22 protein-coding genes and 1 pseudogene are annotated in these 22,384 nt (G+C 48.9%); 10 read left to right on the forward strand and 13 right to left on the reverse strand.

The features are described from left to right. The 3 genes and pseudogenes from V7723_RS10460 to recA form a co-directional block, all read left to right on the forward strand. Positions 1-1,027, forward strand: a pseudogene (locus V7723_RS10460) (hypothetical protein); the annotation flags it as partial. 80 nt (positions 1,028-1,107) lie between these two features. Further along, positions 1,108-1,278 carry a hypothetical protein gene (locus V7723_RS10465; RefSeq protein ID WP_335684412.1) on the forward strand — a complete coding sequence of 57 codons (171 nt, stop codon included), beginning with the start codon at positions 1,108-1,110 and terminating at the stop codon, positions 1,276-1,278. 188 nt (positions 1,279-1,466) lie between these two features. Next, positions 1,467-2,543, forward strand: coding sequence for a recombinase RecA (gene recA / locus V7723_RS10470; protein ID WP_335684413.1), 1,077 nt, complete (start codon positions 1,467-1,469; stop codon positions 2,541-2,543). Between the two features lie 145 nt (positions 2,544-2,688). Here the strand turns inward: recA and V7723_RS10475 are convergent, their stop codons facing one another. Continuing rightward, complete coding sequence (locus V7723_RS10475; protein WP_335684414.1) at positions 2,689-3,903, reverse strand: NADP-dependent isocitrate dehydrogenase; 1,215 nt, start codon at positions 3,901-3,903, stop codon at positions 2,689-2,691. A gap of 101 nt (positions 3,904-4,004) precedes the next feature. Beyond that, a complete protein-coding gene (locus tag V7723_RS10480) occupies positions 4,005-4,589 on the reverse strand; it encodes a TIGR00730 family Rossman fold protein (RefSeq protein WP_335684415.1) in 585 nt (194 codons plus the stop codon). Positions 4,590-4,618: 29 nt separating this feature from the next. Here V7723_RS10480 and V7723_RS10485 point away from each other — a divergent pair, with 29 nt between their 5' ends. From V7723_RS10485 to V7723_RS10515, 7 genes are all read left to right on the forward strand, one after another. Then, positions 4,619-4,984: a hypothetical protein gene (locus tag V7723_RS10485; RefSeq protein ID WP_335684416.1), complete on the forward strand. Its 366-nt coding sequence runs from the start codon at positions 4,619-4,621 to the stop codon at positions 4,982-4,984. Between the two features lie 85 nt (positions 4,985-5,069). Beyond that, positions 5,070-5,543 carry a c-type cytochrome gene (locus V7723_RS10490; RefSeq protein WP_335684417.1) on the forward strand — a complete coding sequence of 158 codons (474 nt, stop codon included), beginning with the start codon at positions 5,070-5,072 and terminating at the stop codon, positions 5,541-5,543. Positions 5,544-5,571: 28 nt separating this feature from the next. Beyond that, a complete protein-coding gene (locus V7723_RS10495; protein ID WP_335684418.1) occupies positions 5,572-6,489 on the forward strand; it encodes a c-type cytochrome in 918 nt (305 codons plus the stop codon). 75 nt (positions 6,490-6,564) lie between these two features. After that, positions 6,565-7,710, forward strand: a complete 1,146-nt coding sequence (locus V7723_RS10500) for an Ig-like domain-containing protein (RefSeq protein ID WP_335684419.1) — start codon at positions 6,565-6,567, stop codon at positions 7,708-7,710. Positions 7,711-7,857: 147 nt separating this feature from the next. Further along, on the forward strand, positions 7,858-9,690 hold the full coding sequence (locus tag V7723_RS10505; RefSeq protein ID WP_335684420.1) for an ABCB family ABC transporter ATP-binding protein/permease: 1,833 nt from the start codon (positions 7,858-7,860) through the stop codon (positions 9,688-9,690). Positions 9,691-9,768: 78 nt separating this feature from the next. Continuing rightward, positions 9,769-10,488, forward strand: a complete 720-nt coding sequence (locus V7723_RS10510) for a phosphatidylserine decarboxylase (RefSeq protein WP_335684421.1) — start codon at positions 9,769-9,771, stop codon at positions 10,486-10,488. Further along, the gene (locus V7723_RS10515; RefSeq protein WP_335684422.1) at positions 10,489-11,331 is read left to right on the forward strand and encodes a CDP-alcohol phosphatidyltransferase family protein; all 843 of its coding nucleotides are present in this window, start codon (positions 10,489-10,491) and stop codon (positions 11,329-11,331) included. A gap of 39 nt (positions 11,332-11,370) precedes the next feature. Here V7723_RS10515 and V7723_RS10520 read toward each other — a convergent pair whose 3' ends face one another. The 11 genes from V7723_RS10520 to V7723_RS10565 all read right to left on the reverse strand — a co-directional run bounded on the left by V7723_RS10520 (position 11,371) and on the right by V7723_RS10565 (position 22,384). After that, complete coding sequence (locus V7723_RS10520) at positions 11,371-14,544, reverse strand: efflux RND transporter permease subunit (protein ID WP_335684423.1); 3,174 nt, start codon at positions 14,542-14,544, stop codon at positions 11,371-11,373. Then, positions 14,541-15,671, reverse strand: coding sequence for an efflux RND transporter periplasmic adaptor subunit (locus V7723_RS10525; RefSeq protein WP_335684424.1), 1,131 nt, complete (start codon positions 15,669-15,671; stop codon positions 14,541-14,543). Before V7723_RS10525 ends, V7723_RS10520 begins: the two co-directional genes overlap by 4 nt. A 40-nt stretch (positions 15,672-15,711) precedes the next feature. Then, positions 15,712-16,248 (reverse strand): PadR family transcriptional regulator, encoded by a 537-nt coding sequence (locus V7723_RS10530; RefSeq protein WP_335684425.1) that lies wholly within the window; start codon positions 16,246-16,248, stop codon positions 15,712-15,714. 323 nt (positions 16,249-16,571) lie between these two features. Further along, positions 16,572-17,063 carry a cell wall hydrolase gene (locus V7723_RS10535; protein ID WP_335684426.1) on the reverse strand — a complete coding sequence of 164 codons (492 nt, stop codon included), beginning with the start codon at positions 17,061-17,063 and terminating at the stop codon, positions 16,572-16,574. Between the two features lie 90 nt (positions 17,064-17,153). Continuing rightward, positions 17,154-17,360: a DUF1289 domain-containing protein gene (locus tag V7723_RS19810; RefSeq protein ID WP_443024214.1), complete on the reverse strand. Its 207-nt coding sequence runs from the start codon at positions 17,358-17,360 to the stop codon at positions 17,154-17,156. Continuing rightward, positions 17,353-17,787 (reverse strand): iron-sulfur cluster assembly scaffold protein, encoded by a 435-nt coding sequence (locus V7723_RS10540; protein WP_335684427.1) that lies wholly within the window; start codon positions 17,785-17,787, stop codon positions 17,353-17,355. The genes V7723_RS19810 and V7723_RS10540 overlap by 8 nt, the downstream gene beginning before the upstream one ends. Then, the gene (locus V7723_RS10545; RefSeq protein WP_335684428.1) at positions 17,784-19,418 is read right to left on the reverse strand and encodes a molybdopterin-binding/glycosyltransferase family 2 protein; all 1,635 of its coding nucleotides are present in this window, start codon (positions 19,416-19,418) and stop codon (positions 17,784-17,786) included. Before V7723_RS10545 ends, V7723_RS10540 begins: the two co-directional genes overlap by 4 nt. Then, the gene (locus tag V7723_RS10550) at positions 19,418-20,104 is read right to left on the reverse strand and encodes an XdhC family protein (RefSeq protein ID WP_335684429.1); all 687 of its coding nucleotides are present in this window, start codon (positions 20,102-20,104) and stop codon (positions 19,418-19,420) included. Before V7723_RS10550 ends, V7723_RS10545 begins: the two co-directional genes overlap by 1 nt. A gap of 11 nt (positions 20,105-20,115) precedes the next feature. Beyond that, complete coding sequence (locus tag V7723_RS10555; RefSeq protein WP_335684430.1) at positions 20,116-20,454, reverse strand: XdhC family protein; 339 nt, start codon at positions 20,452-20,454, stop codon at positions 20,116-20,118. Beyond that, the gene (locus tag V7723_RS10560) at positions 20,451-21,671 is read right to left on the reverse strand and encodes a vWA domain-containing protein (protein ID WP_335684431.1); all 1,221 of its coding nucleotides are present in this window, start codon (positions 21,669-21,671) and stop codon (positions 20,451-20,453) included. Before V7723_RS10560 ends, V7723_RS10555 begins: the two co-directional genes overlap by 4 nt. Next, entirely contained in the window at positions 21,671-22,384 is a 714-nt protein-coding gene (locus tag V7723_RS10565; RefSeq protein ID WP_335684432.1) for an HAD family hydrolase, read from the reverse strand. Before V7723_RS10565 ends, V7723_RS10560 begins: the two co-directional genes overlap by 1 nt.

The raw sequence follows: 22,384 nt of genomic DNA on the forward strand, positions 1-22,384 counted from the left end.
CCGCGGTGACGCACAAGACGACGTGCTCATGGGGGATGCCGGAAACAATTATCTATCTGGACAAGATGGCAACGACATTCTGGATGGGGGAGACGGAAACGACGCCTTCGAAGGCGGGGACGGGTCGGATCTATTCGTCCTGAACGGTGGCAACAATACGATTGTCGATTTCGAAGCCGATTCAGACAGCATTGAAATTGACTATGAAGCCTACGGCATCTCGGACCGAACAGAATTGTCGTATAAAATCGAAGAAGGGGGCATTGGTTACCTTCGCGTCGCGAGTACGGGAGTTGTTATCGCGACCGTCCTGGGCCCCGATGCAAGTTCTTTCGATATGGATACGCATATTGTAAACAACGTCTTTGCCGATCCGGACGGATGGCAGGATTTTTCCGGTTCGCAATGGTCCGATAGCCTGAACACGATGTCTGCGAGCGGGCTTAATATTACGACCGGCACCGGGCAGGATGAAGTCTACTTCAACGGAGGCACGGATCACTTCGTTCTCGATCTGAATATTGGTGACGGTGATTATATCAACATTGAAGCGGACGCTTACGGCATTACCAGCTTAAATGATCTCAGCATCGAGCAATTTGGATCAAACAGGTTTGGCATACGACTTCCCGAAGGCGAGTTTTTAGCGATTGTTTTGATTGAGGGCGACACAGTCGACCTGAACGGTTTCATCGCCAGCCTTGCTTTGGATGGTGAGCGTTTCAATGTTCAGAACAATATTGCGCAAATGAACTTGGAAGAGGAGAATTTTGTTCCGGAACAAGCGGCTGAAGACCCATCGAGCTCAAAGGAAGACGACGATCCAAGTGAGGGTGAAATTGACCAAATGTTCGAACGGATTTTTAACTCCGGATTTCGGGAGAATGCCCCTTCAACGGATTACGACGAAGATTATGATCTTTACAAGGAACAGGATCGCCAGAATCGTCAGGAAGCAGAAGACTATGGGGTTGCGTATCAGGAAACTGAGAACAATCTCGATCTGGCATTCGCAGATCCTTTTTGAGGTGAATTGAGAGGAAGCCGTCTCGATGTACTCTGACACCGCCCTCTTTTCAGTAAGCTGAAAAGAGGGCGACACATCTCATGAAGAAAAGGCTGGGTGCCTTTGTTGAGGGTGAGGGCCCATTCCGCCGCATCCATCAGCTGACCAGCGATGTCATCCGCATCAAGGATAATAATATATCCAAGCTAATACCGGAAATTTCTAAGCATCCGCAGAAAAAGATACAATATCGGTACCATGCCGTCCTTTAATCCGACGTGATTCCTTTGAATCAAATTAACTGTAAATTTGATTTTAACTCCGTTAATGAGAACAAATGAAAAACAAACAAAAATTCTCTTTATTTTACAACAAGATAAAAAACTGTTGCCAATGAGAACAAAACATGTACATTGAGCGAGTTGCATCCGACAATGACCTATGAAATAAGGGGGTAGTAATGGTACAATCAGCTCTGAAACTCGTTGAAGCAGGTGGCATGGACAAGAAAAAAGCATTAGAAGCGGCGATGAGCCAGATTGATCGGGCCTTCGGTAAGGGATCGGTCATGAAACTGGGGCAGCAGGAAGCTCTGGACATTGAATCTGTTCCGACAGGATCCCTCGGATTGGATATTGGCCTTGGCATTGGCGGGTTACCAAAAGGCCGGGTTGTTGAAATTTACGGACCGGAAAGCTCCGGCAAAACCACGTTGGCTCTGCACGTGGTTGCCGAAGCGCAGAAAAATGGTGGAACCTGCGCCTTTATTGACGCCGAGCATGCGTTGGATCCAGTTTATGCCAAGAAGCTTGGTGTGGATGTGGATGAGCTGCTGATTTCCCAACCGGATACGGGTGAGCAATCTTTGGAAATTACCGATACTCTGGTGCGCTCCGGTGCCATTGATGTACTGGTGATCGACAGTGTAGCGGCGTTGGTACCGCAAGCGGAACTGGAAGGCGAAATGGGCGATACCCATGTGGGTCTTCAGGCCCGCCTTATGAGCCAGGCTTTGCGCAAATTGACCGGATCGATTTCCCGTTCCAACTGCATGGTGATTTTTATCAATCAGATCCGGATGAAAATCGGGGTAATGTTTGGCAGTCCGGAAACCACGTCTGGCGGAAATGCCCTCAAGTTTTACGCCTCTGTGCGGCTTGATATCCGGCGTATTGGTGCGATTAAGTTGAAAGACGATATCGTCGGCAATCAGACACGGGTCAAAGTCGTCAAAAACAAAGTGGCGCCGCCGTTCAAGGTAATCGAATTTGATATCATGTATGGTGAAGGTATTTCTAAAACCGGGGAAATTCTGGATCTCGGCGTGAAAGCGGAAATTGTGGAAAAATCCGGCTCCTGGTATTCCTATGACAGTATCCGCATTGGTCAGGGACGGGAACAGGCGAAAATCTTCCTCAAAGAGCATCCAGACATGGCTCAGGAAATCGAGACGAAAATTCTCGCCAATGCCGGTGTGATCTCCGATGCGATCCAGGGGACTCCGGAAGTGGATGACGCGGAAGAGCCTGCTGAATAACATGTGCTGACAGGAAATAGCGCGAAAATAAGCCAGTAGTTTTTCTACTGGCTTATTTTTTTGCGTAATGACCCAATATATATTTTGGGTTCAAAAAAAAGGCCGGTATAAAACCGGCCTTTCGTCTTTGAGATGAGCAGACGGATCAGGCCATCTGTTTTTGTAGATTTGAATCCAACGCATCCAGGAACTGGTTGGTGGTCAGCCAAGGCTGATCCGGTCCGACCAGCAACGCCAGATCCTTGGTCATGTCACCATTTTCGACGGTGGCCACACAAACGGTTTCCAGCTTGGTCGCGAAATCGAGAAGCGCATCATTGTTATCCAATTTTGCCCGGTGCATCAGGCCCCGCGTCCAGGCAAAGATGGAAGCAATTGGATTGGTCGAGGTTTCTTCACCGCGTTGATGCATACGATAATGCCGGGTTACGGTACCATGTGCCGCTTCCGCTTCGACAGTGTCCCCATCTGGTGTCATCAGAACAGATGTCATCAAGCCGAGGGAGCCAAAGCCCTGAGCGACCGTATCGGATTGCACATCGCCGTCATAGTTTTTGCAAGCCCAGACATACTTACCGGACCATTTCATGGCACAGGCAACCATATCATCAATCAGACGGTGTTCGTAAGTCAGGCCGCGTTTGTCGAATTCTGCTTTGAACTCGCTTTGGAAGACTTCTTCGAAAAGATCCTTGAAGCGACCGTCATAGGCTTTCAGAATGGTATTTTTCGTCGATAGGTAAACCGGCCAGTTTCTGTTCAAGCCGTAATTCATGCAGGCCCGGGCAAATCCGCGAATGGATTCATCTAGATTATACATGCCCATGGCAATACCGCTGCTTTTGAAATCGAAAATCTCGTATTCCTGAGACGCGCCGCCATCAGCGGGTTCGTATTTCATTGTCAATTTACCAGGGCCGGGGATAAGCATATCTGTTGCCCGGTATTGATCCCCAAAGGCGTGACGGCCGATGACGATGGGATCCGTCCATCCCGGGACGAGCCGCGGGACATTGGCACAAATAATGGGTTCGCGGAAAACCGTACCGCCCAGAATGTTCCGAATGGTGCCATTGGGCGACCGATACATTTTCTTCAGGTCGAATTCTTCAACCCGCTGCTCATCCGGTGTGATGGTCGCGCATTTGACGCCAACACCATATTTCAGAATGGCTTCTGCTGCATCGATTGTAATCTGATCATCGGTTTGATCTCGGAATTCCATTCCCAGATCGTAATATTTCAAATCGATATCCAAGTAAGGGAGGATAAGTTTGTTCTTAATGAAATCCCAGATAATCCGGGTCATTTCGTCGCCATCCAGTTCGACAACTGGATTTTGGACTTGAATCTTTGGCATATCGATTTCCTTCTTTGCCTATATGTTTTTCATTCTCGGCAGCAAAATAGCACCGCGGGCAACAGGTGCAAGCGGTACCGACAAAAAACTGTGGATTTATCCTAGAATTTTGACACATCCGCGTCGATTTGTGCCTCCGGAACGGCATTTAGGGCCGGAAGGATGTCCTCGAGCTTCTCAACCACCTGGAAATAGGTCCAAACTTCGGGCTGAACGAATCCTGCATCGATCATATGTTCGATTAATTTGAGGAAGGGATCCCAGTAGTTTTTGTAATTGACGAGGATTATGGGCTTGTCATGGAGCTTAAGCTGGCGCCAGGTGATCATCTCGAACGTTTCGTCCAGGGTTCCCAGCCCGCCAGGTAAAACCGCGAAGGCATCGGATAACTGAAACATCATTTCTTTACGAACATGCATGCTGTCAACGACATGCAGTTCTGTCAATTTCTCGTGACTAACCTCGATATCATGTAGATGCGCGGGAATAATCCCGATAACCTGACCCCCAGCGTCTAAAGTGGCATCGGCTGTAATTCCCATCAAACCGACATGGCCGCCGCCATAGACCAGTTTTATGTTGCTTTGGCCAAGCTGTTGGCCAAGCAAGCGTGCAGCTTCTTTATGGTCAGGATCCGTAGGCATCCTGGAACCACAATAAACACAGAGTGATGTAACCTTGATCATATTGGGGCCTGTAATAAGAAAGAGAATTAATGATTAGAAAAATGATTTTTATTATTTGCGGTTTAATGGCGTTGACGTCAAGTCCGGTTTTCGCCGGAGAGGCCGCAGTATTGGATGTCAATGTGTCCAAGGTGGAAGCGGACGTCTACCGTTTCAGCGTTACCGTTATGCATGACGATGAGGGATGGGAACATTATGCTGATAAATGGGACGTGTTGGATCTGCAGGGAAATATCCTGGGAACGCGGGTTTTAATGCATCCTCATGTGGGTGAACAACCCTTTACACGGTCGATGACTCTTTCAATTCCCATGCATGTGAAGGAAGTGAGAGTTAGGGCACATGACAAAATAGATGGGTATGGCGGCGAAGAAATAGTTGTCAAACTACCCTAGGTGATATTACGATATATTTAGAATAACTGGGCGCACGAAAATTTAAATGAAAATGACGAACAATCAGTTGAGGAGGGTTTTACAAATGAGCAATAGACTTACAAAGACTGTTTTTGGTGTAATTTTGGGAAGTGGCATTGTCCTGGGCATGGCCAGTGCACATTCCGAAACAACGGGAAATGCAGAAGCTGATTACCGAATTGGCGAAATGAAAAAGCTTGGCATGAATATGGGCGCTATAGGAAAAGTTGCAAAAGGTGAAGTGGCTTATTCCGATGCTTTAAACCAAAATGCCAAAGCTATTGCCCAGCTTTCGGCAAATATGAGTAAGTGGTTTCCTGCCGGATCCGGCGTTGAAAAATCCCGCTCAAAACCGGATATCTGGGATGAGTCCAACAAGGATAAGTTCGCCAAGGCGATCGAAGATTTGCAGGCCGCAAGCTTGCAGTTGATTGTTGCTGTTCAGTCAGGAGATCAAGCAAAAATTGGCGGCGCGCTCAAGGCGACAGGAGCAACTTGTGGTGGTTGCCATAAACCGTTCCGTAAGCCAAAAGAATAGAGCAAACGCATAAACGGAAATAAGAGTGATGGGCGCCGAAAATTCGAAACAGACTGTTGTCAGGGTCTTCGGCGCAGCTATAAGTGTGGCATTCTTCGGAATGCTGCATATTCCCTCGGCCACCGCAGATGATATGGTGGCGCGCGGGGAATATCTCACGGCAGCGGGGGGATGTTATGGTTGCCACACTATTCCCGGCGACGGCAACAAGCCCTATGCCGGCGGGCGGGCGTTAAAAACACCTTTTGGTGTTTTTTACAGCCCGAATATTACGCCAGATGGCGAAACGGGTATTGGTGGTTGGACAGACACCCAGTTTCTAACGGCCCTGAAGACAGGCATTAGCCCGTCTGGCCATCCTTATTTTCCCGTATTTCCGTACACCAGTTACACAAAAATTACAGACGAAGATGGTTTAGCAATAAAGGCTTACCTAGATAGTCTTCCTAAAGTTGTTCAAGAAGATAAAGGCCATGAAGTTTCCGCTCCTTTCTCCTGGCGGTGGTTACAATGGGGATGGCGGTTGCTGTTCTTCAACGAGGGCCCGTATGTTGCCCCGGAAGGAGCGTCGACCGAGGTGGCGCGCGGCGGATATCTTGTTGATGCCTTGACCCATTGCGGTGAATGTCATACGCCCCGAAACATGTTTGGTGGTGTCGACGCGTCGCTTTATTTGGCGGGAACGCCGAATGGCGGCGAAGGGGAATTTGTTCCAAATATCACCCCCGATAATGCAACCGGGATCGGCGAATGGTCGAAAGGTGATATTGTCAGTTTTATGAAAACCGGATTAAAGCCCGATTATGACGATGTTCAGGGGAGTATGGAGGAAGTTATCGAGCATAGCCTCTCGAAACTGACAGAAGAGGACCTTACAGCAATTGCCGATTATCTGAAGTCTATCAAACCTATAAAGAATGTAGTGAAACGCGCCTCGGCCTCCTAATTTTCCCTAGGCGTTGCGTGATGCGTCCGGGCAGGTCATAATGGCGGCACATTTAGTTTTGATAGCGAGGCTCTGGTGCGCGTATTTGGTATCCTGGCAATTTTACTGCTCATCGTGGCAGGTTTTTTTCTCTATTTACGGGGAGATGGTTTCTTTTCTTCTGATGAGGAAGGTGGTGTCGCCGAACAGACCACTGATTCTTCTGAAACATCGAAAACTGACGATGCCTCGCCCGATAGTTCCGGCAAATCAAGCACAGATAAAGACGTGACGGAAAGCAGCACAGCGGCTGCCGATGCGACGTCAACACCGAAGGTCGTCGATAAGAAACTGGATACGGCTGAAGATGAAGCGTCACAGAAGATGGCAGCTGCGCGTCCGAGTTTTGACGTCGTCAGGGTCGATCAAAACTGTGAAATACTGATCGCCGGTAGGGGCGTTCCGAATTCCATGGTGACAATTATTGTCGGCGGAAATGATACCGGCGAAGTCAAGACATCGGCACGCGGTGAATGGGTGTTTACGTCAACGAAAGCCCTGCCATCTGGCTCGCAAACCGTTAATCTCAAAGCGAAAAATCCGGACGGCGTAGAACTGGAATCTGGTAAATTGGTGGTGATGAACGTGCCCGATTGTACGGTTCCGATGACGGAACGAGCCCCGGCAATTGCAATGCTGGCTCCGAAAGACGGAGACGCAAAAGGTAATGGGCAGGTCAAATTGCTCCAGGTTCCGGCACCTGTCGGAGATCTCTCCAAGGCCAAGGGATTATCCCTGGGGTCTGTCAATTATGGAGATGCTGGAAATCTTGAACTTTCTGGTAAAGGTCTTCCCGGTAACACGATACAAGTATACGTCAATAACCGTGCGGTCGGTTCTGCAGTTGTTGATGCGGATGGCAATTGGTCAATGCGTCCCGATCAACCTGTCCCCGCGGGCACCTATAAGCTGAGGGTTGATCAGGTTGATCCGACGGGAACCGTTGTATCCCGCGTTGAGCTGCCGTTTCAAAGAGCGCCAGCAAGCGATGTTATCTTGGCGCAGGAAAACGGAAAACTGAGCGCCATTGTCCAACCGGGAAACAGTCTGTGGCGCATTGCCCGTCGTGTGTATGGGGAAGGGACCGAATATACGGTCATCTATCAGGCCAATCAGGAGCAGATTCGCGATCCGCATCTCATTTTTCCGGGTCAAATATTTAGCCTTCCACAAAAAGACTAACGCTTCTTGATCTTGAATCCAGGCGTCGGGTTCTTGTCGTTTGATATGTGGTCAAGGTCACACTTTATGCACCGGCCAAAGATATCGTTAAGAGATTAGGCGAAATTATCGTATTTTCTTTGGTCGGTAATTTTCTATGGAACCTGTATGAGCGATACCAAATTTGACAGCCACGCACATGATGCAAAACGCAGCCACTTCGGAACAATCCGCACCCTCGGAAATTATTTGTGGATTTCTGACCGGACAGATTTGAAAGTCAGGGTGGTTATTGCGGTTATTCTGCTTGTGATGGCGGAGGTTGCCTCAGTTTATTCGCCGTATCTTCTTAAATTTATTGTCGATGATATGACCGGGGATGTGAACCCGATCATTGTCATGCCGCTCGGCCTCATCGTGGCGTATGGCGTCGCTCGGGTCCTGACCCAGGCATTTGCAGAATTACGGGACGCTGTATTTGCTAAAGTTGGCCAGAATGCCATTCGGCAAGTTGGTCTTTCGACCTTCCGTCATCTGCATCGATTGTCTCTCAGATTCCACATGGATCGGCAGACCGGCGGGTTGAGCCGGGCTATCGAACGGGGAACGAAGGGCATTGATTTTCTGCTGCGCTTCATGCTGTTCAACATCATTCCGACATTGTTGAAAATAGTGTTTATCTGCGGGATCTTGCTCGTTGAATATGGCTGGCTCATCTCGCTTATCACCTTTTCGACTTTGGTTGGCTATATCTACTTCACTCTGGCCGTGACCGAATGGCGTCTGAAATTCCGGCGCACCATGAATGAGAAAGACAGTGAGGCGAATACCAAGGCCATTGATAGTCTGCTCAACTTTGAGACGGTTAAATATTTCGGCAATGAAGAGCATGAGGCCTCCCGGTTTGACAAGGCCCTTGCTGGCTATGAGACCGCGGCCGTCAAAAGCAATACGACCTTGGCTTATCTGAATATCGGACAGGGACTTATTATCAGTGCCGGTATGGTCGCCGTTTTGATCCTGTCGGCGCGCGGCGTTGTCGATGGACGCTATACGGTTGGTGACTTTGTCGCCATACAGGCCTTTCTGATGCTGCTTATTCAGCCGCTGAATTTTCTGGGCTTTGTGTATCGGGAAATCAAGCAGAGCCTTGTCGATATGGAGAAAATGTTTGAACTGCTGATGGTGTCGCGGGAAATTGACGATAAACCCAATGCCCGACCGCTCGTCGATGGGGCCGGGGAAGTTGAGTTTCATAATGTGAATTTTGGCTATGACGCCAATCGGCAAATTCTCCATGACGTGTCTTTCAAGGTCGAGCCGGGAAAGAAAATTGCCATCGTTGGTCCGTCAGGGGCGGGAAAATCGACTATTTCCCGAATATTGTTCCGGTTTTATGACGTGGATGGCGGCTATGTCACCATCGATGGCAACCGGATAGACGAAACCACGCAGGAATCACTGCGCGCTGCTATCGGGATTGTCCCGCAAGATACGGTGCTGTTTAACGATACCATCCGCTATAATATTGAATATGGTCGCCCCGGTGCCAGCCGCGAAGAAGTGGAAGAGGCGGCCCGGCTTGCCAGTATCGATCATTTCCTTGAAAAATTACCGGATGGCTATGACACCATGGTTGGCGAACGGGGCCTGAAACTTTCCGGCGGCGAAAAACAACGGGTGGCCATTGCCCGGACCATTTTGAAGCGTCCCCGCATTTTGTTATTTGACGAAGCCACATCGGCCCTTGATTCCCACACTGAAAAGGAAATTCAGGCAAGTCTGGCGGAAGTCTCGAAAGATCATACAACGTTGGTTATTGCGCATCGCCTTTCAACGGTCGTGGATGCGGATGAGATTATTGTCCTTGATGGCGGCCGTATCGTCGAAAGAGGGCGCCATCACGAGCTCCTGGAACTTGACGGTCAGTATGCCGGCATGTGGGCCCGACAACAGGAAGCAGCAAGCTATCAAGAGAAGCTTGAGCAGGTCATGGATTAAAGGTTACACTCTTTACGACATCTTTTTGTTCTATTTCTTGGGAACCTGCGCTATAGGGCTAGGGACATATAGAACTTAGTGAGCCGGAAAGAAAAGAATATGGATACGTTGAAGTCTGTTGTGGTCCCGATTAATCCGGAGGGCCACCGGTTTATTGCCATTTTCGCGGCAGTCACCTTGGCGCTTTTTCTCTTCACTTGGCCCTTTCTGGGCTGGATTGGAGTGGTCCTGACGCTCTGGTGTGTCTACTTCTTTCGCGATCCGAACCGCAACGTGCCGACCCGTGAAGGGTTGATCGTCAGCCCAGCCGATGGCGTCGTCCAGTTGATTGAACGGGCCGTGCCACCAGAGGAACTGGGCATGGGCTCCGACGCGATGTTACGGGTCAGTGTGTTTCTAAACGTCTTCAACGTCCATGTTAATCGCGTCCCGCTGGGCGGATCTATTGTCCGGCAGGTTTATCGGCCCGGAAAATTTCTGAATGCCGCCTTGGATAAGGCATCGGAAGAAAACGAGCGCCATGCTGTTCATTTGCGCACCGATGACGGCAAGGATGTTGTTTTCGTGCAGATCGCTGGACTGGTTGCCCGCCGGATTGTTTGCTACCTGACGGATGGACAACAGGTACGAACTGGTGAACGATTTGGACTGATCCGTTTTGGAAGTCGGACTGATATTTATCTTCCCGAAGGCGTTGAGCCGTTAGTCGGGTTAGGTCAAAACATGGTTGGCGGCGAAACCATTATCGCTGACCTTAAGGGCGAAAATGATGGACCCATGCCGGTGGAGGTTCGATAAATGCCATTCAATCGGCGGAACAGGTTTCGTGCGCTACCTTTAAACTCACTCATCCCGAATATGCTGACGACACTGGCGCTTTGTGCTGGTTTGACATCGGTAAGATTTGCGTTGAATGAAAAATGGGAATTGGCCGTCATCGCTATTTTGGTGGCGGGCGTTCTCGACGGCCTTGATGGCCGCATGGCCCGATTACTTAAAGGCACCTCACGATTTGGCGCCGAACTGGATTCCCTGTCTGATTTCGTAAGCTTTGGCGTTGCTCCGGCCCTTGTCCTGTTTTTATGGACCCTGGACGCCGGGCTTGGTGGGATTGGGTGGATTATTGCTCTTATCTATACGGTTTCTTGCGGGCTGCGTCTGGCGCGGTTTAACTCCATGCTGGATGAAGACCAACCCGTCTGGGCCGCCGGCTATTTTACCGGGATTGCCGCGCCTGCCGGCGCATCAATTGCAATGCTGTTTATGGTCATGAATTTTTTCACGGACAGTGATTTTTTCCGGTCTGATATTCTAAATGCGGCCTGGCTTCTATTTATGGCATTTTTGATGGCCAGCCGGATCCCGACTTATTCGATTAAGCGCCTTAGAATTTCCCGGCGTTTCATCATGCCGATGCTGATCCTTGTGGGTGGCATGGCGGCGATGATGGCCAGCTATCCTTGGCAGCTTTTGTCGCTTATCGCTCTTGCCTATCTCGCGACTATTCCTTTCGCGGTGATCAGCCACCATCGATTGGAACAGCAAGATGCGCAAAAGGCTGATGTTAAGAAAGCCGCAGCCGCAACTGAAGCTGACGTCGTTAAAGAAGAAGCAGAAAAATCAGAAGATACAGAAAAGTAAGTTGAGCGCGGAAACTAATCCCGCGCTCAATTTCGTTTGTTATTCTGCCGGTGCCGGATGGCTCTTCATCAACTTGCGTTCAGCTTTGCTGACTTTTCGACGTTCGAAAAAGCTACTGACATTGGCACCGACCATTAACAAGGAAGGTGTCATAACCAACGTCAGGACTGTCGCAAACGTCAGGCCAAAGGCCACGGCCGTGGACAATTGAACCCACCATTGCGAGGAGGGGGCCCCGGTTACAATCTCACGCGTTACAAAATCAATATTGATTTGCAACGTCATGGGTAACAAGCCGAAAATCGTCGTGACAGTTGTCAAAAGGACTGGACGCAAACGCTGAGCGCCGGTACGCAAAATCGCTTCCATGGCCTCCATGCCCTGTTTTCGTAGATGGGCGTAGGTATCAATAAGAACGATATTGTTATTCACAACAATTCCCGCTAGGGAAATTACCCCGACGCCCGTCATGACGATGCCGAAAGGTTGTCCGGTAATTATAAGTCCGACAAAAACGCCAATGGTCGACATAATGACGGCTGTCAGGATCAGGAACGCATGATAGAAGCTGTTGAACTGCGTTACTAGAATGATTGCCATAACGAACAAGGCAACTGCGAAGGCTTTCACCAGGAAGGCCATGGCCTTCTGCTGTTCTTCATCTTCACCCTTAAAGACATAACTGACTTCCGGGTGAATATTCGCCTCGTTTATAATCCAATTCTGAATTTCCTGAACTTTCGTATCGACCAGAACATCTCCGCCAACGTTCGCCTTGACGGTCATGACGCGCCGGGCATCTACCCGATTTATCGTCCCAACCTTTTGTTTGGCTTCGCGGGTCACGAAGTTCGATAAGGGGACCATACCATTTGCCGTGGAAACTCGAAGATTATCCAATTGATCAATACTGCGTTTGTCATCTGGATAGCGAACACGAATGTCCAGTTCTTCATCGGCATCATCAGGGCGATATTCACCAACCTTTATGCCATTTGTAACAAGTTGAATGGTTTTACCGACTGTCAGAATATCGGCGCCAAACCGACCCGCTTGCGCGCGATCAACTTTCACTTCCCATTCAATTCCGGGAATTGCCCGGCTATCTTCCAGATCCAGAAGATCTTTAACATTGTTTTCGAGGTGATTACGAATTTTCGCGATTTCCGCGGGCAATAAATCCGGGTTGCGAGAAGACAACTGAATCTGAACGTCTTTTCCTGTAGGCGGGCCCGTATCCGGTTCCCGAGTTTCCACAGTTATACCTGTCAAATGCGCGGTTCTTTCGCGAATATCCTCGAAAACGACTTTTGCCGGCCGGCGATCCTGCCAATCCTTGAATTCCATCTGAATGGTGCCAATAACATCTTCGGCAACATCCTGACCTTCGCCTGCACTGCCGGTTCGGGTGTAAAGAGACGAGAAATCACCAAGTTTTAGAACTTCTCTTTCGACTTCGGCAACCAGCACATCTTTTTCATCAGTCGACAGATTACCGCGAGCATGAACGTATAACAGTGCTAATTCGGGCTCCACTTCCGGAAAAAACTCAACGCCGTTACCGTGGTTTGAATAGTAGTACTGAACGCCAACCAATGTCACGACGCCAACAACCATGATTTTCGCAGGATGCCTAAGGCAAACAGATAGTAATCGGACATAGCGTCCGGTAAATCCGCCAACTGTCGTGATATCACCAGACTCGGCCGCGGCAAGCGCCGCAAGTGTTTTTGAGTTTGTCGAGCCTGCACGACCGAAAACAGACCCCAGTGTCGGGACAAAAATCAATGCCATCAGCAATGATCCGGTTAGCGTCGTAATCAAAGTGATCGGCAAGAATTTCATAAACTCGCCGACAACGCCGGGCCAGAATAATAACGGCATGAAAACGGCCAATGTTGTCGCGGTGGAAGCAATGATTGGCCAGGCCATCCGTTTCGCCGCAAGAGCATAAGCATCTCGCTTGTGAATACCCTCTGCCATCTTTCGATCGGCAAATTCTGTCACCACGATAGCGCCATCAACCAACATTCCAACTGCCAGGATTAACCCAAACAGGACAACAATGTTAATGGTCAAACCAAACAGGTACATATACAGAATGCCAATCAGGAAGGACCCAGGTATGGAAAGGCCGACAAGGCCCGCCGTACGGACACCCAATGCACTGATCACGACGATCATAACCAGTATGATGGCACTGATAATATTATTCTGCAGGTCATTCAGCATGGATCGGATATCTTCCGACTTATCCTGACTAAATGTTACCTCAACACCTGCGGGCCAATGAGCCTGCTCCGCCAAGACAAGAGCCTGAACTTCTTCGATCGTTCCGATAATATTCTCACCGAGCCGTTTTTTCACTTCTAGTGCGACGGCTTGTTGACCGTTTAGACGCGCATAGCTGTCTGCATCTTTAAACGTTCGGCGAATTTCTGTGACATCGCGTAGTGTAACAACGCCTTCCTTAAATACCTTAATCGGTATATCAAGAACGTCAGATGCATTTTTGAAGAGGCCCGGGACCTTGATGGAAAAACGGCCTTTGCCCGTGTCCATGGAGCCCGCAGCGACGAGCTTGTTGTTAAGCTCGACCGCGTTGGCCAGATCCGTATTGGAAATCTGATAGCTTTCCAGTTTGACCGGGTCGACAATCACTTCCAAGACTTCTTCTCGGTCACCGCCGATATTGGCTTCCAAGACACCTGGTAGACCTTCAATCTCATCTTGAAGGTCTTGCGCGAGACGAATTAGGGATCGCAATGGAACATCGCCGGAAAGCGTCACGATAAGGACGGGAAACAGTCCGACATTGACTTCATTGACAACCGGATCATCGGTTTCTTGCGGGAGTTCAATTTTTGCCACATCGACTTTTTCGCGGACATCTTCCAATGCTTTTTCTGAATCAAAACCAGCATCGAATTCCAGTGTTACTGAAGCATGCCCTTCGCCGGCATTCGAGCGCATCTCCTTGACACCTTCAATGGTCCGCAACTCCTGTTCCATAGGCCGGATTAGGAGGCGTTCGCCATCTTCAGGCGAGATACCTTCATGTGTCATGGACACATAAATAATCGGAATATTAATATCGGGATCGGCTTCTTTGGCAATATCTACATAGGCGTAGACACCGGCCACCAAAATAAGAACAAGTGCAGAAATTACCGTTCTTGATCTCTCGATTGCCGCATCAATTAGTGCGTTCATTGTGACGCCTCAGCCGTATAAAAATCTGGTTTCACCTGGACACCTTCGCGGACAAAATCCTGTCCGACGACGATCAAATTGACTGTTTCTGGTAGCCCGGATACCCAGACACCCTCGGACGTGTCCGCAAGTATTTTTACCGGATAGAAAACGACAATATCGTCATCTCCAACCGCCCGTAGTCCCAAAATACCAGCATCATCCAATGTCAGTAGGGCCGGCGAAATGAAATGAGCATCCACCGATTTAATTTTTATATTGATTTCAGCAGTCACACCGTTACGCAGCTTGTATTCGTTGTTCGGAACTTCAAGTTCAATCTTGAACGTCCGCGTTGCCGCTTCAGCCATATTGCTAATGAACGTAATTTTGCCCGAGACTTCTTCTCCCGTCACCAATTTCGCTGTGCCTTCGCCGCCGACTTCGATGTTGTTGACTTGAAGTTCGGATATCTGGCCCGTTACCAAAAGCGGATTGCTATCGACGATGGTCGTAATTTCGCCGCCGTCTTTAAAAAAGTCTCCGACTTCCGCCGTACGGTGCTCGATATAGCCATCGAACGGGGCGGTTACCAAAAGATCATCAAGTCGAATGCGCATGCCTGTTGCTTGAGCATTGGCGCTGTCAAGCAAAGCTTTTGTGCTTGCCAATGTTGTGTTGGAACTAAACCCCTTTTTATTGAGGGCTTTAGCTGCCTTATATTCGATTTCACGTTGACGCACGAGAGCCTGCGCTTCCTGCAGCTTGGCTTGGTTGTCCTTCACGTCAAAGCTGACAATCGGATCTCCGGCCTTGACGCGGTCCCCGTCGTTAACATGAACTTTTTTGACACGGCCCGAGATTTCGGCTTTCAATTCCACAACGCGAAACGCTTCAGTTCTTCCGTGGACGATGACCTCCTGTTGCCGCGGTTGCGACGTAAATGTCTGAATGCGCACCCCGGTTAGTTTCCGCTTTTCCTTAGGCTCCTCCGCATTCGAAGAGGCAAGCGCGCTGACACCGTCTTTTTCGGTGGCCGCAGCAGCTTCATTGCCGGTCGTTCCATTGAAATTATCCATCTGTCCCGACGCAATCCATCCAACGACGGCTATGGCGATAATGATGGCAATAATTATTGAGCGGTTCACAACTGTACCTCTTTGTTCTGTAGGGTGTTCAACATGGTATTTATTCTGCAGCCCGGCGGCTCATCAGGGCATCCGCTTCCAGCAAATGTCTGTATTCATTCAAGTAGTCTATTTCGGCTTTGTAAACTGCCTGGCCATACCCGCACATAAACTGTTCCGCACTGTCTGGTGCGCCGGGGCATTGTGATGCCATATCCTTGATTTTTTCGGTTCTCTCGACAATGCGTTGGTCGATCAATTCAGCGATTGTTCCCGCGGGGAGGAGATGGGAAAACATGATGGTCGCCAGATATTCAGAGCGAAACCGATCCGGCGCCGGCTTTTTCATGATTTCTTCAAGGAAGCTGTATCTACCTTTCGCTGTAATTGAGTAGATTTTTTTATCGGGCCGCTTTTCTTGAACAAACTCCTCGCAGGACACAAGGCCTTCGTCGGTCAATCTAGTGAGCGCAGGATAAATAGATCCGTAACTTGCATGAAAGATCAGATCTAGGCGATCTTCGAAAATCTTCTTGATTTCATACCCCGTGGCGTCACCCATCGTCAGGACACCAAGGCATAGTGTTCTAATATCCATTAAATCAGCTCAATTCTTATTCGAAATAGTACACACGAAAAAATACATAACATTTAACCACATATATTACAAAACGTAATATATCGAACTGTTATACTTTTCTGACTTAAATAGTGGGGGAACGGCAGTCACCTGTATGTGATACCGGTCACGCTATAGTGACAACGATTAAAAATTATAATTAAAAAGTCGTTAAAATAATATGTAAACACATGAAACATATCGGACTTTTACACATCAAGCCTAATACAGGTGTGGCGTACTCAGAACGATCGTTACAAAATAAACTGCCTTATTTTGGTCATTTATTTTGATAGATAGCATTACCGGTAAAATATATGATTCCCGATGGTGGTCGTTTTAAAGAGTTTTTTAGACCATTTTGGCGATACATAATTCGCGTGATAATGCGTGGCCATGCCAGAAATATCTCTAAGATTTCCACTCCGCACAATACTGGCAACTGAAACGGATTGGTTCCACGCCAAAACTTCCGTTGCGACATCGGATTTTCCATCACAGGCGAAGGAAAACTGACAGGCATTTCGTCGGTGGCTGCCTTCAAAAACTACGTCACAGTATGATTTGTCGCGCGTCGCAACACGGTTATGCACGACCTGGGCGACAGCGAGCTGCCCGCTGAACGGCTCGCCGCGTGCTTCGAAATATACGGCCTGTGCCAAGCATTTAATTTGGGGGTCATGAATAGCTGCGTTCGCTGTCAAATTTGTTGCGGCCGGCATGAATTGCGCCATGACCACAAACAAGAGTGACAGGAAAGTAACTGTTACAACGCTCAAAGTTTTTAAATACATCCGCCTAGCTTTCTGAAGGTACCTTGTCCAGCATATCAGGAGAGTGCGGTATTAAGCGTTTTGAAATAGGCAAAAATAAGGCAAAATTACTTAAGCTTTGGTTTCAGCTCTCCGCGACCTGAGCTGCTTAACAATCCCAAGCTTCTCTTCATTGCTTAAAGTTGCCCATCCACCAATCTCAAGACGCGTTCTAAAACAGCCTTTGCAAAATCTATTATCCATGTCCATCGTACAGACACCAGTACAGGGTGAGGGCAGGTTCGGGATGTTTTTTATTTGTGGATTTTGTCTACGCATTTTTTACTTGTACTTCGTTTAACACATTAATCAAGGCATCGAAGGGGAGGAGGACGCAGGCATGTCGGCTTTTATGGTCGGCGACTGGGGCAAAATTTTCAATGGCATTCCATCCCTGAATTGCGCTGAAAGAATTGCTTTTTAACATTGATTCAATAGAATCGCGCACCGAGGCGATGTCCTCTCGTGAGTGCCCTACGGCATTTTCCCCGACAACAGAAGCGGCGGCCTGACATAACATGCAGGACCGGTTCTCGTGATTTAGCGCCGTAATCTTTCCGTCAGAAATTTTGACCTGAATTTTTATTCGATCGCCGCAGGTTGGATTATCGAGAACAATTTCTGCATCCGGATTCTCCATAACGCCTTCGCCTGTTGCGTCCGCGGCAAGTCGCATTAGCTGTTTTTGATAGAGTTCTTGTATCACGTTGCTACATCTTTTCTTTGTTGAAGATTTTTGAGCGCCTCTGGGGTGTCGATATCTGTAAATATACTGTTTGCTTCTATATCCAAGTTAAAAACCACATGTTCATTTTCTGCGATGAGCGATTTCGCACCAATATCGCCGGTTACCGTGGCGACTTCCGGTGCGAATAAGCTGGCGATAAGAACCGGGTTGCCACGCTTACCTTGATATGTCGGGACAACGATTGAGCGACCTTCTTCCACATCAAAAGTACTGATCAGTTGATTGAATAATTCTGCTTTGATGAACGGCATATCGCCAAGACAGACTAGGATGCCGTCATATTGTTTCGATAAAGCGCGAAATCCGGTTTTCAGACTGCTGCTGAGCCCATCTGCGAAATCCGGATTATGAAAGGTTTTAATATCCAGATCCTCTATAACCTTCTCAATATCGTCGCGCTCATGCCCTGTTACGGCAAAAACACCGGATGCGCTCGACTTCAGGGCCTGCTCCGCGACATGCCGGAACATCGGTTTTCCGTCGATCTGTGCAAGTAGTTTGTTGTCCTGACCCATACGCCTGGATTGGCCTGCTGCGAGGATAAGGATAGCAACAGATTTGGTATCAGCCGGTGATGGGGCAATATTTCTCGGTTGTGGCCGGCTGCTGATTTCCTTGAGCAATCCACCAGGTCCCATATCCATGATGTCCGACGCCGTGACGTCAATACGCGCTAACCTCCGTTGTAATACCCAGTCAAACCCGTTTAGTTTCGGTGAACGCGTGCACCCAGGCAAACCAATAATATCAACGGCGCCGTTATGGCCAAGTAATAAAAGGTTTCCGGGATCGACGGGCATTCCAAAATGATCTATTTGACCGCCAGTATCAAGTATCGCCGTCGGAACAATATCCTTGCGATCGGTTATCGCGGACGCTCCGAAAATCAGGACCATGTCACAGCCACTCTCCATAAGACGGGTTATTCCCTTCGCGAGCTCCATCTCGTGATGATCTAGCGTAATTCTTTCTTGTATCCTGTTCCCACAGAGAATTAAGCGATCCTCGAGGATTTTTTCCGATTTCGAGACGACGCTCGCACGTGTCTGCGGCAGAACAGTTGAAATCACCCCGATACTTCGTTGTTGAAAGGGGGCAATATTGATCAAAGGCTCAGCAGAATGCTCGATAATATCCAGAATTTCATCAACTTTACTTTTCTTGGCGGCAAAGGGTATGATTTTGATGGTCGCGAGCATTTGATCGGGCAAAACGACATCATGGTTTGCAATGGTTGCTATGGTAAGAGATTCGTCTATGTGATTGATTTCACGCAATAAAATATCATTCACTATAGCGACACCATGATCTGTAGAAAACAAATTCGCCCGACCTGTAAACGGTGCCTTGCCGTTTATATATTTCCTCAGTAACGCATCGGCGATTGCCTTGGCCGCGTCATTTTCTGCCATATCTCCGGCCTCGAGCCGCGCGGCCAGAACATTTGTAACATTTGAGTTCTTGAGCCTCTCGATATCCGCCGCCGAGATAATATGCCCTTTACGCAATAGCTTGCCGTTACCCTGATCAACTGCATGGGCCAAAATGGTCCCTTCAGCTTCATCAATGGGTAGGCGGCCAAATATCATTAAACAGCTTTCTGGCGCAGGATAGCCGTCATTTGAGCCATGATGGAAATGGCAATTTCAGCGGGTGATTTTGCGCCAATATCAAGGCCGATAGGACCGTGAATACGGTCAATATCTTCGGTCTTGAAACCCTTTTTTTCCAATCGTAGCTGGCGTTTTCCGTTGGTTCTATTACTGCCGAGCGCACCGATATAGAAAGCGTCTGATTGCAACGCATAGACCAATGCCGGATCGTCCAGCTTTGAATCATGTGTCAGTGTTACAATGGCGGAGCGGCGGTCGGCTTGCAATTCAACGAATGCATCATCCGGCCAACGGTTATCCAGCGTGACATCCGGAAAACGAAAGTCCGAGCCAAAACTGCGGCGAGGATCGATCACGGTCACCTCATAGCCGGCACCGGCGGCCATGGGAACGAGATGCTGGGCTATATGGACAGCGCCAACAACGAACAAGCGGAGCCTTGGGTTAAAGATATTCAGGAAGACGGGGCCTTCATCTGTTTCAAGATTTCCAGCCTTGTCGCTGATCAACGCATTGCGCGCGCCAAGAAGAAGCTTGGAACTGTCTTCCGTGTCAAAAGGATAGAGTAGTTTTTCAACACCGGTCGTCAAATTTGTCGCCAGAACAACCTGCCGTTTGTCTTTGCGCGCCTGCTGTAGGTCTTTTAATAAACCGAGATCCATGAAAATAAATCCTAGTTGAGTTTTTCTACAAACACGTTGATTTTACCGCCGCAAGCCAGTCCAACTTCCCAAGCTTCGTCATCGCTGACTCCGAATTCCAATGTTTTTGAAATGCCGCTTTGCATGATGTCGATAGCTTCTTGAATAACGGCACTTTCGACACAGCCACCACTGACGGACCCAATCATATTGCCGGTCTCATCGATGGCCAATTGACTGCCAACGGGGCGAGGGGCTGAGCCCCAGGTGTTGATGACAGTTGCAATAGCAACTTCCCGACCATCGAGTTTCCAGACGAGCGCTTGTTCTAGGACGTCATCAATGGGAAGAACAGAGGTAGGATCGGTCATGCGGCAAAACTCCTGCTTTCATTTAGATGCGGTTGTGGTTTTGATAGAATATCGGCCAATTCGATCAGGCTATCAAGGTTATGTACGGTTCGAAACAAGTCAACATGCGGCAAAATAGCCTTCACGCCGCGGGAGCGTGGCTCGAAACCTTGATATCGGAGTAAGGGATTGAGCCAGATGAGCTGACGGCAGGATTTATGGAGACGTTCCATTTCGACCCCCAGTCCTTCACCAGCATCCCGATCCAATCCATCAGATATAAGCATCGTCACGGCCCCTTGTCCAAGGACACGACGGGACCAATCCTTATTAAATTCCTTGATTGTCGCACCAATACGGGTGCCACCGGACCAATCCTCTACTTTTTCACTGACAGTATCCAATGCGGCATCGACATCCTTATACCGCATATACCGGGTTATATTAGTCAGGCGGGTACCAAAAACAAACGTATGAACACGATCGCGGTCATTGGTCAGTGCATGCATAAAATGCAGAAACATGCGGCTATATTGGGTCATGGAGCCGGAGATGTCGCATAAAATCACCAAAGGTGGGTGACGGGTAACGGGGGATTTGAAGCGAAGCGGTATGGTCGCACCGCCAGAACGTAAACTGGCGCGCAATGTCCGGCGCATATCAACGCTTCCCTTATGCAGGTCGGCACGGCGCCGGCGTGTTTTGATTTTCATGATCGGCAGGCGAAGGGCGGAAATGGCTTTCTTGGCCGTTTCCATTTCTTCCGTACTCATGCTTTCGAAGTCTTTCGTCTGCAGAAGCTCTTTATCGGACGCTGTCAAAGTCGCATTGATCTCGACCTCTTCCTGCTCTTGCTCGTTATCCTCATTGTTCTTCGATCGAGGAGGCGCAAGGGCTTCGGAGACACGGCGACTTAGCTCTTCTTCATCGTCACTTTTGACACTGTCGAGGAAGCTGGTCGGCAGCATCATATCCATCATTTTTTTCAGCAGTTCCGGATTGCGCCAGAACACGTGAAAAGCTTGATCAAACACATCCCATTGATCGCGACGATTAACGAAAACCGAATGCAATGTCCAATAGAAGTCGTCCCGGCGCCGGATACCGGCAGTTTCGACAGCCCGCACAGCCTCGATAACCCGGCCCGGGCCAACGGGCAATCCTGCGCGCCGCAAGGTGCGGGCGAAATGCATGATGTTTTCGACAAAGGTGCCGCTATGATTTTCTTGCCTCGGCATCAGTTCGGAACTCGTGAATTTAGCAATAACTGCTCAAAAGCTGCATAATCTTCATAGTGGTCGATGACGTCTTGGGCGCCAGCTTCCATTAAAGTTTCCCGCGATACCCACGAAGAGATGCCGATAAACGGCAAGTTTAGATCGCGGGCCGCGGCAACATCCCAGATTCCGTCACCAACAGAAACAATATGATCAAAGGCATCCCGGTCATGGGTTATTTTCGCTGCATCGATCGCGCTTTGCACAAGCGTCAGCCGATCGGCATGGGCGTCGCCAAAAGCGGTCGGATAGGCGTTGGCATTGATGCCCATTGTTTCTAGTTTATAGGTTGCGGATACTTCCCAACCACCAGAGGCAAAACCAACAGCCCAATCTGTATGGCCAGACAGGTTTTCAATGGCATGAAGAGCACCAAGAACTGGTGAAAAGATCTCCGGCCGGGCCATATGGGCATCTCTCACCAGTGCAATGAAGGTTGATTGGATCGCGTTTAGTTCATGATCGGTCGGCGCGCGGCCATGGACCCGATCAAAAAATTCGTTATTGATTGCAAAATCAGTCATCTGGCTAAAATTACCCCAATGCGCTGTCATACTTTCCTTGGGTATGTGCTGCGCATGGGCTTCGCGAAACAGGCTCACATCGTGCCCGGCGGAATGCATAATTGTCCCGTCGATATCAAAAATAGCCAAATTTCGTTTTGTACCGGTCAT

The sequence above is a fragment of the Sneathiella sp. genome (assembly GCF_036960985.1).
In the GTDB taxonomy this organism is placed as follows: Bacteria; Pseudomonadota; Alphaproteobacteria; order Sneathiellales; family Sneathiellaceae; genus Sneathiella.

Bases quoted from the DNA above. Each gene is read 5' to 3' on its own strand.
- V7723_RS10465 (WP_335684412.1), top strand. From the start codon at position 1,108: ATGAAGAAAAGGCTGGGTGCCTTTGTTGAGGGTGAGGGCCCATTCCGC.
- recA (WP_335684413.1), top strand. From the start codon at position 1,467: ATGGTACAATCAGCTCTGAAACTCGTTGAAGCAGGTGGCATGGACAAG.
- V7723_RS10475 (WP_335684414.1), bottom strand. From the start codon at position 3,903: ATGCCAAAGATTCAAGTCCAAAATCCAGTTGTCGAACTGGATGGCGAC.
- V7723_RS10480 (WP_335684415.1), bottom strand. From the start codon at position 4,589: ATGATCAAGGTTACATCACTCTGTGTTTATTGTGGTTCCAGGATGCCT.
- V7723_RS10485 (WP_335684416.1), top strand. From the start codon at position 4,619: ATGATTAGAAAAATGATTTTTATTATTTGCGGTTTAATGGCGTTGACG.
- V7723_RS10490 (WP_335684417.1), top strand. From the start codon at position 5,070: ATGAGCAATAGACTTACAAAGACTGTTTTTGGTGTAATTTTGGGAAGT.
- V7723_RS10495 (WP_335684418.1), top strand. From the start codon at position 5,572: ATGGGCGCCGAAAATTCGAAACAGACTGTTGTCAGGGTCTTCGGCGCA.
- V7723_RS10505 (WP_335684420.1), top strand. From the start codon at position 7,858: ATGAGCGATACCAAATTTGACAGCCACGCACATGATGCAAAACGCAGC.
- V7723_RS10515 (WP_335684422.1), top strand. From the start codon at position 10,489: ATGCCATTCAATCGGCGGAACAGGTTTCGTGCGCTACCTTTAAACTCA.
- V7723_RS10520 (WP_335684423.1), bottom strand. From the start codon at position 14,544: ATGAACGCACTAATTGATGCGGCAATCGAGAGATCAAGAACGGTAATT.
- V7723_RS10530 (WP_335684425.1), bottom strand. From the start codon at position 16,248: ATGGATATTAGAACACTATGCCTTGGTGTCCTGACGATGGGTGACGCC.
- V7723_RS10535 (WP_335684426.1), bottom strand. From the start codon at position 17,063: ATGTATTTAAAAACTTTGAGCGTTGTAACAGTTACTTTCCTGTCACTC.
- V7723_RS19810 (WP_443024214.1), bottom strand. From the start codon at position 17,360: ATGCGTAGACAAAATCCACAAATAAAAAACATCCCGAACCTGCCCTCA.
- V7723_RS10545 (WP_335684428.1), bottom strand. From the start codon at position 19,418: ATGATATTTGGCCGCCTACCCATTGATGAAGCTGAAGGGACCATTTTG.
- V7723_RS10550 (WP_335684429.1), bottom strand. From the start codon at position 20,104: ATGGATCTCGGTTTATTAAAAGACCTACAGCAGGCGCGCAAAGACAAA.
- V7723_RS10555 (WP_335684430.1), bottom strand. From the start codon at position 20,454: ATGACCGATCCTACCTCTGTTCTTCCCATTGATGACGTCCTAGAACAA.
- V7723_RS10560 (WP_335684431.1), bottom strand. From the start codon at position 21,671: ATGCCGAGGCAAGAAAATCATAGCGGCACCTTTGTCGAAAACATCATG.
- V7723_RS10565 (WP_335684432.1), bottom strand. From the start codon at position 22,384: ATGACCGGTACAAAACGAAATTTGGCTATTTTTGATATCGACGGGACA.